Source organism: Ureibacillus thermosphaericus, from assembly GCF_002370195.2.
GTDB classification, from domain to species: Bacteria; Bacillota; Bacilli; order Bacillales_A; family Planococcaceae; genus Ureibacillus; species Ureibacillus thermosphaericus.
On record NZ_AP018335.1, the window covers coordinates 2,466,383 to 2,483,047 of the forward strand.

The window sequence follows — 16,665 nt, forward strand, 5'->3', positions numbered from 1 at the left end:
GCTTAATCTCCCTCTTTCTCTTTTATTTCTCTAACAACAATGCGTGACCCCTCTACTTCAATCACTTTAACTTTTTTGTTGGAATCGATGTAACTACCTTCTGAAACAACATCGATTCTTTCATCGTCTACTAATACCGTTCCAGAGGGACGCAATGGTGTAATCGTTATTCCTTCTTTCCCAATTAAATCAATGCGATTGACATTGGATACATAACCTTCTTCTGTGGAGGTTGCCTCCTTCAAGACGAGTTTGCTAAAGACATGTAGATTTTTTCCGAAAAACTTCACTAATACCACCATTCCTATTATGGCAATTGCCAATGCTATGATAATTGAATAAGCCATATGAACGATACTTTCACCAGCAAATAATAGACTGATGATCATTATAGCACCACCAACGAGGCCTAAAATTCCTCCAGGCACAAATAGCTCAGCAATTAGTAAAACAAAACCAATTATAAATAGTATAATCGTTTCAAAACCAGCAAAACCTGCTACTGTGTGGCCGAAGAAAAATAAAATTAATGAAATTATACCAATGATACCCGGTGCCCCAAAACCAGGAGAAAATAGTTCTAACACTAAACCTAGAGAAGCGATTGTTAACAATAACGTTACCACAATCGGGTTCGTTAAAAATCTAGCCAGTTTTTCAGCAAATGTTTCATGAATGGAAAAAACTTCGCTATTCTCAAAACCTGTTTTCGCTAACAATTCATTTAAATTTTCAACCGTTCCATTAGAGTATTCTATTCGATAAGCTTCTTCAGCTGTTAATGTTAACAGTTTCCCTTTCGGACTATTCAATTCTGGCAAATCAAGGCTAGCATCCGCCATTGCTCGTGCATAATCTGGATTTCGATTAGTTGATTCTGCTGCAGCTTGCATATTTTTAATCCAAGCACTATTCGCTTTTTCACTTGCAGCATTTCCATTCATATCGATAATTTGCGCCGCTCCCATCGTCGCATTTGGTGTCATGTAGATTTCATCTGCATGAAGAGCGATATAAGCACCTGCTGAAAGAGCTTTTGAGTTAATGAATGCTATAATTTTCGCAGGCGTCTCATCCATTAATTTTCCTATATCGTAAGCGACGTCAACATAGCCACCTGGGGTATGTATTTCAAGTACGATAGCATCTGCTTTATTTTCAATCGCTTCTTTAAAGGAACGTTTTAAAAATTCATATAAACCTCTTTCGACTTCATTTTCTATAGGAATGTGATATACTTTTTCTTTCGCAAAAGTGTTATTCGGAAATAAGAAAAACAATGTAGCTGCTAGAAGTACAATCCATCGGAAAATGTGCGGCTTATTCATCTGTTCCCTCCTTCCTCAATATGGTTTACGTCTCAATTGAATGAAAAGTTTCAAATTTTTCATTTAATAATTAATTATATTGTACATGAAAATCAATTGTTGTTCCTCTGTTAAGTATGTAAATGATTGAAGTATTAATGCAAAAAACCCTAGTATTTGTTTAACAAATACTAGGGTATGATTTACTAAGCTAAAGTGTATCTTACGCGTGTTACGAACGAAGGGTATAATTAGATTACCACTTACGTTTACGTGCAGCTTCAGATTTTTTCTTACGTCTTACGCTTGGTTTTTCATAATATTCGCGTTTTCTAATCTCTTGAATTGTACCACTTTTAGATACAGTTCGTTTGAAGCGACGAAGAGCATCTTCAAGTGTTTCGTTTTTTCTTACGACAGTTTTTGTCATCTCTTTTCCCTCCCTCCGAACACACGTCAATACACAGAAAACATGCGTTAATTGTGTACTCGAAAATTATATCGTATTGTAAATATTGAGTCAATAGAAATCCTATAAAGTTTCTTCAATAATTCTGACTCCGCTGCTAGTACCAATACGATTTGCTCCAGCCTCCAACATTTTTTTCATATCAGAAAAACTTCTAATTCCACCTGAAGCTTTTACTCCAACTTGTTGGCCAACAGTTTTTCGCATTAATGCGACATCTTCTACAGTGGCTCCACTTTTTGAGAATCCTGTTGATGTTTTGACAAATGCGGCACCAGCATCAACTGCCAATTGACATGCTCTCACCTTTTCTTCATCGGTTAACAAACATGTTTCAATAATTACTTTCACAATTTTTCCACCCGCAGCATCAATAACGTGTTGAATATCTTCTTTCACTCGTTCATAATCACGCGTCTTAAGCAATCCGATATTAATGACCATATCAATTTCATCTGCACCTTGTTCAATTGCTTGTTTTGTTTCAATTATTTTTGTTTCCGTCGTTGTAGCTCCGAGAGGAAAACCAATGACTGTGCAAACTTTAACGCATGTGTCCTGCAATAAATTTTTACAGTACTTTACCCAATATGGATTCACACAAACAGATGCAAAGCCATATTTTCTTGCTTCTTGGCACAATTTTCCAATTTGTTCTTTCGTTGCATCTGGTGAGAGCAACGTATGGTCAATATATGAAGCATAATTTGTTATCATTGTAATTGCTCCTTTAATGTATTATTTATTCTTGTCCAATTGCCCTTATGATAACATACGAAAATCATTCATATTAAGGTGAAAATTGTTCAATGAATAAAACAAATGCGCATTCCTGTATCTGTACAAGAATGCGCAATGAATTATTATTGAACTTGTTCTTCTAATACGCGAACAAATTGACCTTCATTATATGGATATCCCGCTTTTGTAATCTTCACTTTAACTAATTTTCCAATGAGATCTGGCGTTCCTTCAAAAACAACTCGCAAATAATTATCTGTATAACCGGCTAACATGTTTGGTCCAAATTCTTTCACATGTTCTTCAGGAATAACTTCCAATACTTCCCCTTCGAATCGAGAAGCGTATTCTTTCGCCAATTGATCATTTAATGTAATCAAACGATGTACTCGTTCATTTTTAACTTCTTCGTCAATTTGGTTTTCCATTCTTGCCGCTGGAGTTCCAGTTCTTTTTGAATATGGGAATACGTGTAACTCTGCAAATTTATGTTCAGCTACAAAGTTGTACGTTTCCATAAACTCTTCTTCCGTCTCACCTGGGAAACCAACGATGATGTCAGAAGTTATTGCCAAATTTGGCAATGCTTCTTTTAATTTATTTAATCTTTCCGCGAAGAAATCCATTGTATATTTTCGGCGCATACGCTTCAATACTGTATCAGAACCAGATTGGAGCGGAATGTGTAAATGATTCACAACGATTTTCGACTTTCTCAATACGTCAATGACTTCATCTGTTATTTGAGAGGCTTCAATCGATGAAATTCGCAAACGTTTAATTCCTTTTACATTTGCTTCAATATCGCTTAACAATTGGGCTAAATTGTAATCTTTAAAATCTTGACCGTATCCACCTGTATGAATACCCGTTAACACGATTTCTAAATAACCTGCATCTACAAGCGCTTGTGCTTGTTTGATTACTGCTTGTGGATCACGTGAACGCATTAATCCGCGCGCCCAAGGAATAATACAGAAAGTGCAGAAGTTGTTGCAACCCTCTTGTATTTTTAACGAAGCACGAGTGCGATCTGTAAAATAAGGAACATCCAATTCTTCATATACTCTATTTTTCATAATATTATGTACTGCATTAATGGGCTGTCTCTCTTTACGGTACTGTTCAATATAATCAAGCATTTTTACTCGATCTTGCGTACCTACCACAATGTCCACACCTGGAATTTCTAAAATTTCAGCAGGTGAAGTTTGTGCGTAACATCCTGTTACACATATCACAGCATCCGGATTTTGACGAATAGCTCTACGAATAACTTGGCGGGACTTTTTATCTCCTGTATTTGTAACAGTACATGTATTTATGACATAAACATCTGCTTGTTCTTCAAAATCAACACGTTCGTAACCCTGTTCTTTAAATAATTGCCAAATGGCCTCAGTTTCGTAATGATTTACCTTACAGCCTAATGTGTGAAACGCCACCGTTTGCAAGGCAACACACCTCTTTCATTCAAATTCATATGATATGGCAGAAAGGACATATAATGGCGCCGTTTCTGCACGTAAAATTCTTGGACCTAAAGCAACACTGAGTGCACCATGTTCTTTTAAAAGTTCAATTTCTTTCCTTGAAATTCCACCTTCTGGGCCAAAAATAAATAAAATGCACTTCGATTCACTATCATACACTTTTTTTAGCTGATCCGCAAATCTTGTGCGCTTACCCTTAGCCTCTTCTTCATCAGCAACAAATACTGCATCATATGAAGGAAATGTTTCCAATAGTTGTTTAAATGAAAGAGGAGGGGAAATAATCGGTACAAATGTTCGATGGGATTGTTCAGCAGCTTCCTGAGCGATTTTGGATAGCCGTTGGATTTTCTTATCGCTCTTTTTTTCATCCCATTTGACGATGGATCGTTCTGCTACAAAAGGAATTAATGCATGCATGCCAAGCTCTGTCCCTTTTTGTGCTATAAATTCAAGTTTATCTCCTTTAGGCAAACCGCAAGCAATGTCTACTTGAATGGGCATTTCTGGAGAAGGAATCGTTTCACCCGTTTGCTCTACTAACACATCTTGTCCAACAGAAAGAATCGTACAAAGATAAGCAATTTCCTTTTGCACGACAATAATTTTGTCTCCTTTTTGTATGCGCATTACTTTCGAAATATGCCGAGCACTTTCGCCTGTAATTGTCAATTGTTTTTGTTCATTAAATGGTTCATCAACAAAATACCTTTGCATTATTTCCTCCTAAAAGTAAGGAGTTGCCCTAAAGACAACTCCTAAAATTATTTTTTCGCAATGATGGATACCCAATCCTCCAGCATTAATACTTCTTCAATAATAAAACCTGATTTTTCAAGAGCACTTTTCACAACTTCTTTTTTCGCACCGATGATTCCAGATGTAATAAAGAATCCACCCGGCTTGATAATCGAATATGCATCATCTGTAAATGTCATGATGACTTCAGCTAAAATGTTCGCTACGACAACATCCGCTTCCGTTTGTACCTTTTCTAATAGATTTCCTTGCTCCACTTCCACAATTTTCTCGACATGATTTAGCTGAACATTTTCTTGTGCTGACTTCACAGCTACAGGATCTAAATCGAGAGCATGCACTTTATTTGCACCTAGTAGAGCTGAAGCAATGGATAAAACCCCTGAACCAGTACCAACATCAATGACTACGTCGCCCGCTTTCACCGTTTTTTCAAGAGCCTGTAAACACATGACCGTCGTCGGGTGAGTTCCTGTACCAAAAGCCATGCCAGGATCTAACTCAATAATGATTTCATCTGAATTTTTTGGCTGATAATCTTCCCAAGTAGGTACAATCGTAAATCGCTCTGACACCTTAATTGGATGATAGTATTGTTTCCAAGCAGTCGCCCAGTCTTCTTCGTGAACTTCACAAGTTGTTAATATATTTTCACCGACATTAATATCAAAATTCTTTAAATTTGCGATTGCAAGTTTTATCTCCTCAATAGTTTCCGCTAAGAAGCTGGATGCAGGAAGATAGGCTTTAACGATCACCCCTTGTGCTGGATAATCATCGGGATTTAATTCATAAATTTCTCCATATTGATTTTCACGATTTTTACTAAGTTCTGAAGATTCTTCAATGACAACTCCGCTTGCTCCAGCCTCATGAAAAATATTCGATACCGCTTCCACCGCTTCAGTTGTTGTTAGTACTGATAATTCAGTCCATTTCACTTGCAATCACACTCCACTTTTCTATCATTATTCCTTATTTTGTTTCACCTTTAAAAGTTTTTTTCAATTTATCAAATAATGAACTTCCTTGTTCTTCAGGAATATCACCGCTAATTTCAGCAAATTCCCGCAATAGTTGTTTTTGCCGTTCTGTTAATTTCGTCGGAGTCACAACTTTTACATTCACGTATTGGTGACCTCTTCCATATCCATGAATATTTTTTACACCTTTATCTTTAATTCGGAATTGAGCGCCCGATTGAGTACCTGCTGGAATTTTTAATTTCACTTTTCCATGAATTGTTGGAACTTCAATTTCATCCCCTAAAGCTGCTTGAGGGAACGTAATTTTTAATTCGTAGTAAATATCGTCTCCATCTCGTTCAAAATAAGGATGTTTTCCAACACGAAAGACAATATATAAATCCCCAGGTGGTCCACCATTAATGCCTGGTTCTCCTTGACCAGATACGCGTAATTGTTGACCGTCATCGATTCCTTCTGGGATAGTAATTTTAATTTTTTTCCTTCTTTGTACAGTTCCTTTTCCTGCACAAGTCAAACATTTTTCCACGATTATTTTACCAGTGCCCTGGCAATAGCTACAAGTACGACGGTTGACAATGCGGCCTAATGGAGTATCAATAGCTTGGCTCATTTCCCCAGTACCGTTACACTTATCACATGTTTTTGGTGAAGTACCAGGTTTTGCACCAGAACCGTTACACGTATCACATTGTTCTTCCCTCGGGATTTCGATTTCTGTTTGTTTACCAAATACTGCATCTTCAAAAGAAATGTTCATACGATATTGTAAATCGTCACCTTTTCGAGGGGCATTCGGATCTCTTCTGCGTCTTGAACCACCAAAGAAAGTATCAAAAATATCTTCGAAACCGCCAAAGCCACCGAAGTCACTAAATCCTCCGCCGCCAAAACCGCCTTGTCCATTGACACCTGCATGGCCAAATTGGTCATATTGTGCTCTTTTTTGATCATCACTTAATACTTCATATGCTTCACTAATTTCTTTAAATTTTTCATCTGCACCAGGTTCTTTATTAAGATCGGGATGATATTTTTTCGATAATTTTCGATATGCCTTTTTTATTTCATCCTTCGTTGCGTTTTTGCTTACGCCAAGGACTTCATAATAGTCGCGTTTCATACCTCACACTCGCTCTCTTTTACATAAGGTCTATTTTATCATATATGCTAAAGATTGAAATGAAGTTTATTTAAACCATGCAAATAAAAGATGAAAAAATTTAACACAGTTTTCTATTTCTATGATGTATCTGCCACAAACGCTACATTAAAAATTGCATTATTTTAATGTAAGCGTGTGCGAAAGATACTTTACCTTATAATGCTATCATTCAGTCTATATCATGGAAAAAGTCAAAGACCAAAAACGGCTTTGACTTTCTTGCTTTCCAATTATTCAATCAACCAATATTGACAATACAAATCGAAAGGCGGTCAACGAAGGAGGGTTTATTTATTAGAACCGCCTTTCGCTTATATCATTGGCAATTTATTATTTATCGTCTTTTACTTCCTCAAAGTCTGCATCTACTACACCGTCATCTTTTTTGTCTTCTCCTTGAGCATTGTTTGCTTGTGCTTGTTGTGCAGCTTGTTGATATACTTTCATCACTAACGGTTGTAAAACACCTTCAAGTTTTTCTTTTGCAGACTTGATATCATCAATTGAACCTTCTTTTAATGCTTTCGTTAACTCTTCTTTTGCATCTGTCACAGATTTCTTTTCATCTTCTGTAATTTGATCGCCTAAATCTGTAATTGTTTTATCAACTTGGAACACTAATTGGTCTGCTTCATTTCGAAGGTCTGCTTCTTCTTTACGCTTTGCATCCGCTTCAGCGTTCTCTTCTGCTTCTTTAATCATGCGTTGAATTTCTTCTTCTGATAAACCAGAGTTCGATTGAATAACAATTTTTTGCTCTTTGCCAGTGCCAAGATCTTTTGCTTTAACAGACACAATACCGTTTTTGTCGATATCAAATGTTACTTCAATTTGTGGTACACCACGTGGAGCTGGTGGAATATCTGTTAATTGGAATCGACCTAATGTTTTGTTATCTGCTGCCATTGGACGTTCTCCTTGTAAAACGTGAATGTCCACAGCTGGTTGGTTATCTGCAGCAGTAGTGAAAATTTGTGATTTTGATGTTGGAATTGTTGTGTTGCGTTCAATTAATTTCGTAAATACTCCACCCATTGTTTCAATACCTAATGAAAGCGGAGTTACGTCCAACAATACGATATCTTTCACGTCACCAGAGATTACGCCACCTTGGATAGCAGCTCCCATTGCTACCACTTCGTCTGGGTTTACCCCTTTATGTGGTTCATGACCTGTTTCACGTTTAACTGCTTCTTGTACAGCAGGAATACGAGTAGATCCACCAACAAGGATTACTTTATCGATATCAGATGCAGAAAGTCCAGCATCAGAAAGTGCTTGACGCACAGGGCCCATTGTGCGTTCTACCAAGTCTTTTGTTAACTCTTCGAATTTCGCACGTGTCAATGACATTTCAAGGTGTAGAGGACCTTCTGGGCCAGCTGTGATGAACGGTAATGAAATTTGTGTAGAAGTAACGCCAGATAAATCTTTTTTCGCTTTTTCAGCAGCATCTTTTAAACGTTGCATTGCCATTTTGTCTTTAGATAAGTCAATGCCATGTTCCTTTTTAAATTCTTCAACTAAATAGTCAATAATTTTTTTGTCAAAATCGTCTCCACCAAGTTTATTATCACCTGCAGTAGCAAGCACTTCGAATACACCATCACCAAGTTCAAGAATGGATACGTCGAATGTACCTCCACCAAGGTCGAATACTAAGATTTTTTGGTCTTCATCTAATTTATCTAAACCATATGCAAGAGCTGCAGCAGTAGGTTCGTTAATGATACGCTCTACTTCAAGACCCGCAATTCGTCCAGCATCTTTTGTCGCCTGACGTTGTGCGTCGTTGAAATAAGCTGGTACTGTAATGACAGCTTTTGTTACTTTTTCTCCTAAATAGTCTTCGGCATAGCTTTTCAAATATTGTAAAATCATTGCAGAGATTTCTTGAGGAGTGTATTCTTTATCCTCAATCTTTACTTTATAATCAGTCCCCATGTGAGACTTAATAGAGAGAATTGTATTTGGGTTTGTTATTGCTTGGCGTTTTGCCACTTCCCCTACTTGACGTTCTCCATTTTTAAAAGCAACAGCAGAAGGTGTTGTACGGTTTCCTTCTGGGTTCGGGATGATTTTAGGTTCTCCACCTTCTAATACAGCCACACAAGAGTTAGTTGTTCCTAAGTCGATACCAATAATTTTACTCATATTGAATTTTGCCTCCTATTTCACACAAATTTCATTCAAATTTCAATTATTCATTTACTGAAACCATGGAAGGTCTTAATACGCGATCTTTCAATTTATAGCCTTTTTGTAATTCCTTCAAGACAATGCCAGATTCTTTTTCTGAATCTGATTCTTGCATTACAGCCTGATGAACATTTGGATCAAATGGTTCACCGACAGCCGGAATCACTTCTAGCCCTTCTTTTTTCGTCGCATCTATGAGGGCATTATAAACCATTTCAATTCCTTTATATAGTGATTGAGCATCTTCTGAAGTAACTTTTACTTGAAGCGCCCTTTCGAAGTTATCAATTATCGGTAATAAATCTGTTAATAAGCTTTGAGCACGATATTTTTCTGCCGCTTGCAGGTCGAGCTGACTACGGCGACGCAAATTTTCAAAATCTGCTCTTAATCTTAAATAACGATTTTCTTCTTCTGCTAATTTTGCTTCTAACTCGGCTATTTTTGTTTTATATTCTTCTACTGATAGTTCTGCTTGTGAACTTTCATCAGCCGATGTATCTTCTTCTACATTCACGACTTCCTCGTCTATTAATTCTTCTGAATTCGAGAAAGTTGCTTCTTCTTTGAATGTTTGTTTTGTTTCTCCGTTTTCAACTGTTTCTTCTAGTTGGTCTTTGTTTTCTGTTGTTTCGGACACTGATAATCCTCCTTACTGTCCATCATTCAATTTTTCCGAAAAAGTTCTTGATAAACCTCTTCTTACAATATCAAGTAACGTCACGACCCGCTTATAGTCCATTCGCGTTGGCCCGATAATGGCAATGGCTCCGCTCTGCTCTTCACCAGCAGTATAGGAAGCGGTAATTACACTGCAGTTTTCGACTGCAATATGATTGTTTTCAGAACCGATTCGAATCGTAATGCCCTGTTTCACTGGCTGAAACAGTGAAATTACTTGGTTTTTCTTATCCATTAATTCCATCAACTGGCGGACTTTATTTAAATCATGAAATTCCGGCTGATTCAGCATATTTGTTTTTCCGCCAAAGTAAATTTTACTATCATTTTCCACAGATGCAACTTTTATTAACGAAAGAATGAGGGAATCAGCCATCTGAACATGTTGTTTTAATACTTCATATGTTTCTTTTTCTAATTTACTTTGCAAATGAATTAACGGCACACCAATTAACCTTTCATTAAGAATGTTAACTGTTTTTTCAATATCGGAAGCATCAAAACCTTCAGGTAATGCTATAACTTGGTTTTCTACATGACCCATATCTGTTACGATAATCGCAACAGCTGTTTGTTTTGAAAGAGGTATAATTTGAAAGCGTTTAACCCGATGATCCGTTACATTTGGACCAAGTAGAATCGCTGTATAAGATGTTAATTCGGATAAAATGCTTGCTGATTCACGTATGATTTGTTCAATTTCAACCTTTTGTTTTTCAAAAATGGATTGTATTAAATTTATTTCATGAACAGACATACGTTTCGGTTGCAGTAGGTGATCTACGTAATAACGATATCCTTTTTCTGAAGGAATACGTCCAGAAGAAACATGTGTCTTTTCTAAATACCCAAGCTCCTCTAAATCTGCCATTTCATTTCGAATTGTGGCAGGTGAGTAATTAATTCCTTTTTTCTTGGAAATTTGACGTGATCCAACAGGCTGAGCTGATATCACAAAATCATCAACGATTACTTGCAATATTTGTAATTGACGATCAGTTAACATTGAAACCACCTCTGTTAGCACTCATAAAAAGAGAGTGCTAATACTATAATTAAATTAACAAAACTATGAATTAGTGTCAACGAAATAACCTACTCGTACAATAAAAATTGTTGAAACACTTCATTTCCTAAAAAACGACCTTTTCTTGTTAGTTTTACTCGACCTTCCTCTTCCATCACTAACCCTTCATCCATCAGTTTGCTTATAATCTCACCATATTTTTCATTTAATGAAAATCCTATTTTCTTTTCAAACTGGTGGTACGAAACTCCTTCATTTTTTCGTAATCCGAGAAACATTTCTTCTTCACATTTTTCGTTAATCGAAACTTGATGGCGATGAAGAATTGGCAGCTGTCCCATATGGATGGATTGTAAATATTTTTTGATAGGTCCATAATTGGAGTAGCGAATGCCATTCATATATCCATGGGCACCAGCACCGAAGCCTGCATATTCGTCGTTATCCCAATAAATTTTATTGTGAAGCGATTGAAAACCTTCCTTTGCAAAATTACTAATTTCGTATTGAGAAAGGCCGCTATCCTCCATACGCTCCATCAACAAATCATACATTTTCGCTTCCTGTTCTTCAGGTGGCAAATGCAACATTCCTTTTGAAAACTGAATGTAAAAAATAGTCTTTGGTTCCACAATTAATGAATATGCAGAATAATGAGGCAAGTTTAGTAGAAGAGCTTTTTCTAAAGTATCTTCCCACAGTTCAATTGACTGTCCAGGTAGCCCGTACATTAAATCAATGTTAATGTTCTGAAAACCAACAGCAATCGCATTGTCAATTGCTTTATAAACATCATCATTGGTATGTGTTCTCCCCAGTTTTTGAAGAAGTTGTTGGTCAAATGATTGAACCCCTAAACTTAAACGGTTGACCCCACCATTTTTCAATGCTCTTAATTTTTCTATTGTTAATTCATCTGGATTAGCTTCAGCAGTGAATTCTATTACATCGATGTTTAAATGTTTTGCAATTAATTCTAGCAAACGGCTGATTTGATTGGGAGATAATGCTGTTGGTGTACCTCCACCTAAGTAGATTGTTTCTATCTTTTCAAATTGCTCCGGCATATTATTTACAGCCATTGCAATCTCTTTCCCAACTGCTTCAATATATTCATCTACTGGCTGATTGTGAAAAAACACTTTATTAAAATCACAGTAATTGCATATTTGATGACAGAAAGGAATATGGATGTAAACTCCTCGAACCATTCTATCCCTTCTTTCTTTAACACTATTTATCTTACTATTGTACCGTTTCAATCATAAAATTCAATGTAACAAATAAAAAGCCACCCGATTATCGAATGGCTTTTCCAAATTTTTGTTTAACTTAGTTCTTTTCGTCATCCATTTTTAATACTGCCATGAATGCTTCTTGCGGAATCTCAACAGATCCTACTTGCTTCATGCGCTTCTTACCTTCTTTTTGCTTCTCAAGGAGTTTACGTTTTCTGGAAATGTCTCCTCCATAACATTTCGCTAACACATTTTTACGTATTGCTTTAATTGTAGAGCGGGCAATAATTTTTGTTCCAATAGCCGCCTGTACAGGTACTTCGAATTGTTGACGCGGAATAATATCTTTTAATTTTTCAACAATGACTTTTCCTCTTTCGTACGCAAAATCACGATGTACAATGAAGCTTAATGCGTCGACTTGATCACCATTGATTAAAATATCCATTTTCACAAGTTTCGAAGGTTTATAACCAATTAACTCATAATCGAATGAAGCATAACCTTTTGTATTCGATTTTAAGTGATCGAAGAAATCATAAACGATTTCTGAAAGTGGCATTTCATAAAAGATGCTCACTCGTGTTGAATCAATGTAATCCATGTTGATAAATGTGCCACGCTTTTTTTGGCATAATTCCATTACCGCACCAACATAATCGTTTGGCACCATAATGGTTGCTTTGACATATGGTTCTAACACTTGGTTTATTTTTTGTGGTGCTGGCATCATGGAAGGGTTATCCACACGAACTTTTGAACCATCCGTTAATTCCACTTCATAAATAACAGATGGAGCTGTCGTAATAAGGTCAAGCTGGAACTCTCTTTCTAAGCGTTCTTGCACAATTTCCATATGCAATAAACCTAAGAAACCACAGCGGAACCCAAAACCTAATGCTTGAGATGTCTCAGGTTCAAATTGTAATGCAGAATCATTTAGTGCAAGCTTTTCTAATGCGTCTCGTAAATCGTTGTATTTTGCTGTATCGATTGGATAAAGGCCGCAAAATACCATTGGATTTAGCTTTCGATAACCTGGCAAAGGTTCTTTCGCCGGACGATCCGCATGGGTGATTGTATCCCCCACATTCGTGTCATGAATATTCTTAATTGAAGCAGTAATGTAACCTACATCACCAACCGTCAACTCTTCAACAGGAGTCACTCTCGGCGTATGTACACCTACTTCTACCACTTCATATTCCGCATTTGTTGCCATAAATCGAATTTTATCTCCAGGTTTTACTGTTCCGTTTACGATTCTTACAGAAACAATAACACCTTTATAAGCATCATATAATGAGTCGAAGATTAATGCTTGCAGAGGTGCATCTGGATCTCCTGATGGAGCAGGTACTTTTTCAACAATTTGCTCCAAAAGCTCATCAATACCGATGCCTGCTTTTGCACTCGCTAACACCGCATCTTCCGCATCGAGACCAATCACATCTTCAATTTCATTGCGAACTCTTTCTGGATCAGCTGCAGGTAAATCGATTTTATTTATTACCGGCAATATTTCTAAATCATTATCCAACGCTAAATAAACGTTTGCTAGTGTTTGCGCTTCAATTCCTTGCGCAGCATCCACAACTAAAATAGCTCCTTCACATGCAGCTAAACTTCTTGACACTTCATAAGTAAAATCGACGTGTCCTGGAGTGTCGATTAAATGGAAGATATAAATTTCCCCATCTTTTGCTTGATACTTTAGCTGAACAGCGTTTAATTTAATTGTAATTCCACGTTCTCGTTCTATGTCCATCGAATCTAGTAGCTGTTCTTTCATTTCTCGCTCTGTTAAAGCTTTCGTTTTCTCCAAAATGCGATCCGCTAATGTAGATTTTCCATGGTCAATATGAGCTATTATTGAAAAGTTTCTAATGCGTTCTTGTCGTTTTAAGCGTTCTTCACGATTCATATTTCCACTCCTAACAAATGCCTCCATGCGATTTGAATCTAACCAAAATCATTGTTTCGCAGGAGGCTTCTCACCTTTCACTATATACAGCTATTTTGTGTTGTTTTTCAACATGATTTTACAAAGTTACAATAAACTAAGTTGAATTATACTATGAAGTATGGCGTAAGCACAATAATAAACAAGATAAGCAAATAAAGGGAATCTTTATTCTTATTCTATAAAATAATCATAATTGCCTTATGAAAATAAAAAATAGCGTTTAAAAGCCATTCTCTTAAACGCTACTTGCAAATATAAATTTATTGTTTTGCAATACTATTCGCCACCGCTTGCGCCATTACGGCAACCGTACGATAAACTTCATCTTCTGTATTATCAATGCCACCAATCTCCACTAATATCATTTCTTTTGCCAAATCTTGATTATATACCCCATCCACACCGCTGCCTTTTTTCTCAATAATACCTCTTGAAATATTTGGTATAATTTGATTCATTGAATCACTTAAGGCTTGAGCAAGCGTTTTATTAGATTTATAATTTGGATTTTCTGCACCAATAACAAAAGCTACTTTCGCATAGGAAACATTTTTATGAACAATCGTTGTTTTATTTCGAGAAGTAGAATCTCGATGAATATCCAAAATCAAATCATAATGATTTGATTTTAATTCTTCGGCAATATATGGCCTAGCTGTTTTATAAGCCTCATGAAAAGCTTTGCCATTCTGCTTCATGACATTCATTACATCTACATCAAGAGTTGTCGCAGAAATTCCATTTAACCGAAAATAATCTTCAAACAAACTTTGCATGGAAAATAAATTTGAATGATCATCGTATACAGCGACCATTCCCTTTTCATTCTCCACGAAAGGCTTATACGTTTCATGGGAATGGGTAAACACGAGCAACACTTTAAAAGGATCTTTTGGAGGCACAACATCAGATACTACTAAATCATTCGATGCATAGACTATCTTTTCTTCTGGTGTGGCAGGAACAAATTTCTCGTTGTTTGGAAAAGGTAATAGTCCTGTAATGATTGGTAACAAGAAAAAGAAAAGCAATAACAGTACAAATCCTTGAATTTTTTTAATCATAGCATCCTCTCCTTCCACTACGATATGGAAGAAAGAGAATTTTTAGAACTAGTTCAATCTATCTTCTACCCAATTAAATAAACCATTGCTAATCAATACCGAATACTTCGTCATCCAAATGTCGACTTCTTTCGGCGTAACAATAAGTCTTTGCGAACCAGATAACAATACTTCCTCAAATAGTTGCCTTCGTTCAGCCTTTGACCAAGTCGACCATTCTCCAAAAATCGGTCGAACAACATTTAAATCGACATCTGAATTTGAATCCGATGTCCAAGATGTGACAGAAAGTTTGCCAGAAGGCTTGTCTTTCTCTTGAATTTTTGTCGCAATGGAACGAAATACCTTATCTACCGCATCAGCAATAATAACCGTAGCATCAACGACCGTTGGAACACCGATTGCGGTTACAGGAATACCTAACACTTCTTTTGATATTTCTGCCCGCTGATTTCCGACACCTGACCCTGGATGAATTCCGGTATTAGTTATTTGGATTGTTTTACATAATCTAGCTGTTCCTCTCGTTGCTAAAGCATCGATGGCGATAACTAAATCGGGTTGAATTTTTTCTGCTAATGCAAGTACAAAATCACTCGTTTCAAACCCCGTCTGCCCAGTTACACCCGGAGCATATAAAATAAATTGTTCATTATGTTCTTCTAACTGTCTTGATTGCATTGCATCAATAGTAAACGGGCCTATCGCATCAGGTGTGATTGTCTTATTGCCGAGTCCAATTACTAATATTTTACTCTTCTTTGTTAACTTAATATTTTGATGAATTTCATCGATATATTTAACAAATGCTTTTTCCAACTGCTTCATACCATCGTGATCGTCAATATTCAATGTTGGAACAGTTAAGGTAAAATATTGCCCTTCTTTTTTTCCAATCTCTTTAGCTCCTTCTTGATTGACGGTCACCTTTGTCACTTTTACTCGATTTTCGTAAAATTCTTCAAATTTGACTCCTTCTGTATCATCTAGTTTCTCTTTTTGTTGTTTCGTTTGATGTTGAACAACCTCTTCTGTTTCATCAATTAAATCGGTTCTATTCCAGATAATTTCTTGCATTTTTATCACCTCTTCTCTATCATGTTCAATCTGTCAAGTAAATATTCTTTGCATTTATGTATTGCAAATATAGATTACCTTTTGTATAATGTTTTTTGTTGTATTGACAAATGATATTTTTGAAAAATTGTCATCTCGTATTTCAACTAGGAGGTGAAAAAATGCCAAATATTAAATCAGCAATTAAACGTGTAAAAACTACGAAAAAAGCAAACGTTGCAAACGCTCAAGCTAAATCAGCAATGCGTACTGCTGTTAAAAAAGCTGAACAAGCAATCGCAAGCGGTGCTGAAAACGCTCAAGAATTAGTGATTCAAGCTACAAGAGCTCTTGATAAAGGAGTAAGCAAAGGAATCATTCATAAAAATGCTGCAAGCCGTAAAAAATCACGCCTTGCTAAAAAATTAGCTCAAGCTAACTAATCGAGTAGGAGGGAGCGATTAACTCCCGTCCTCTCACACCACCGTACGTACGGTTCCGTATACGGCGGTTC

Annotated in this window: 15 protein-coding genes; 1 reads left to right on the top strand and 14 read right to left on the bottom strand. The window is 36.5% G+C overall.

Going from position 1 to position 16,665, the window contains the following annotated elements:
- Window positions 1-2 precede the first annotated feature (2 nt).
- The 14 genes from UtA1_RS11840 to gpr form a co-directional block, all read right to left on the bottom strand.
- The gene (locus UtA1_RS11840; RefSeq protein WP_096551218.1) at window positions 3-1,328 is read right to left on the bottom strand and encodes an NfeD family protein; all 1,326 of its coding nucleotides are present in this window, start codon (window positions 1,326-1,328) and stop codon (window positions 3-5) included.
- Between the two features lie 235 nt (window positions 1,329-1,563).
- Window positions 1,564-1,737 (bottom strand): 30S ribosomal protein S21, encoded by a 174-nt coding sequence (gene rpsU, locus UtA1_RS11845; protein WP_016838571.1) that lies wholly within the window; start codon window positions 1,735-1,737, stop codon window positions 1,564-1,566.
- A 102-nt stretch (window positions 1,738-1,839) separates the two neighbouring features.
- Complete coding sequence (deoC, locus tag UtA1_RS11850; RefSeq protein WP_096551221.1) at window positions 1,840-2,493, bottom strand: deoxyribose-phosphate aldolase; 654 nt, start codon at window positions 2,491-2,493, stop codon at window positions 1,840-1,842.
- Window positions 2,494-2,639: 146 nt separating this feature from the next.
- The gene (gene mtaB, locus UtA1_RS11855) at window positions 2,640-3,971 is read right to left on the bottom strand and encodes a tRNA (N(6)-L-threonylcarbamoyladenosine(37)-C(2))-methylthiotransferase MtaB (protein WP_096551223.1); all 1,332 of its coding nucleotides are present in this window, start codon (window positions 3,969-3,971) and stop codon (window positions 2,640-2,642) included.
- Between the two features lie 15 nt (window positions 3,972-3,986).
- Window positions 3,987-4,727, bottom strand: a complete 741-nt coding sequence (locus tag UtA1_RS11860) for a 16S rRNA (uracil(1498)-N(3))-methyltransferase (protein WP_096551225.1) — start codon at window positions 4,725-4,727, stop codon at window positions 3,987-3,989.
- 47 nt (window positions 4,728-4,774) lie between these two features.
- Window positions 4,775-5,710, bottom strand: coding sequence for a 50S ribosomal protein L11 methyltransferase (gene prmA / locus UtA1_RS11865; RefSeq protein WP_026019091.1), 936 nt, complete (start codon window positions 5,708-5,710; stop codon window positions 4,775-4,777).
- A gap of 34 nt (window positions 5,711-5,744) precedes the next feature.
- On the bottom strand, window positions 5,745-6,878 hold the full coding sequence (gene dnaJ, locus UtA1_RS11870) for a molecular chaperone DnaJ (protein WP_096551227.1): 1,134 nt from the start codon (window positions 6,876-6,878) through the stop codon (window positions 5,745-5,747).
- 372 nt (window positions 6,879-7,250) lie between these two features.
- Window positions 7,251-9,074, bottom strand: coding sequence for a molecular chaperone DnaK (gene dnaK / locus UtA1_RS11875; protein WP_096551229.1), 1,824 nt, complete (start codon window positions 9,072-9,074; stop codon window positions 7,251-7,253).
- A 46-nt stretch (window positions 9,075-9,120) separates the two neighbouring features.
- Window positions 9,121-9,759 (bottom strand): nucleotide exchange factor GrpE, encoded by a 639-nt coding sequence (grpE, locus tag UtA1_RS11880; protein WP_096551231.1) that lies wholly within the window; start codon window positions 9,757-9,759, stop codon window positions 9,121-9,123.
- 12 nt (window positions 9,760-9,771) lie between these two features.
- On the bottom strand, window positions 9,772-10,806 hold the full coding sequence (hrcA, locus tag UtA1_RS11885) for a heat-inducible transcriptional repressor HrcA (protein WP_096551233.1): 1,035 nt from the start codon (window positions 10,804-10,806) through the stop codon (window positions 9,772-9,774).
- A gap of 89 nt (window positions 10,807-10,895) precedes the next feature.
- Window positions 10,896-12,038: a radical SAM family heme chaperone HemW gene (hemW, locus tag UtA1_RS11890; protein ID WP_096551236.1), complete on the bottom strand. Its 1,143-nt coding sequence runs from the start codon at window positions 12,036-12,038 to the stop codon at window positions 10,896-10,898.
- A gap of 121 nt (window positions 12,039-12,159) precedes the next feature.
- Entirely contained in the window at window positions 12,160-13,989 is a 1,830-nt protein-coding gene (gene lepA / locus UtA1_RS11895; protein WP_096551238.1) for a translation elongation factor 4, read from the bottom strand.
- Window positions 13,990-14,291: 302 nt separating this feature from the next.
- Window positions 14,292-15,095: a stage II sporulation protein P gene (gene spoIIP / locus UtA1_RS11900; RefSeq protein ID WP_016838582.1), complete on the bottom strand. Its 804-nt coding sequence runs from the start codon at window positions 15,093-15,095 to the stop codon at window positions 14,292-14,294.
- A 48-nt stretch (window positions 15,096-15,143) separates the two neighbouring features.
- Window positions 15,144-16,172 (bottom strand): GPR endopeptidase, encoded by a 1,029-nt coding sequence (gene gpr, locus UtA1_RS11905; RefSeq protein ID WP_096551240.1) that lies wholly within the window; start codon window positions 16,170-16,172, stop codon window positions 15,144-15,146.
- Between the two features lie 161 nt (window positions 16,173-16,333).
- Here gpr and rpsT point away from each other — a divergent pair, with 161 nt between their 5' ends.
- Window positions 16,334-16,594: a 30S ribosomal protein S20 gene (gene rpsT, locus UtA1_RS11910; RefSeq protein ID WP_016838584.1), complete on the top strand. Its 261-nt coding sequence runs from the start codon at window positions 16,334-16,336 to the stop codon at window positions 16,592-16,594.
- Window positions 16,595-16,665 lie beyond the last annotated feature (71 nt).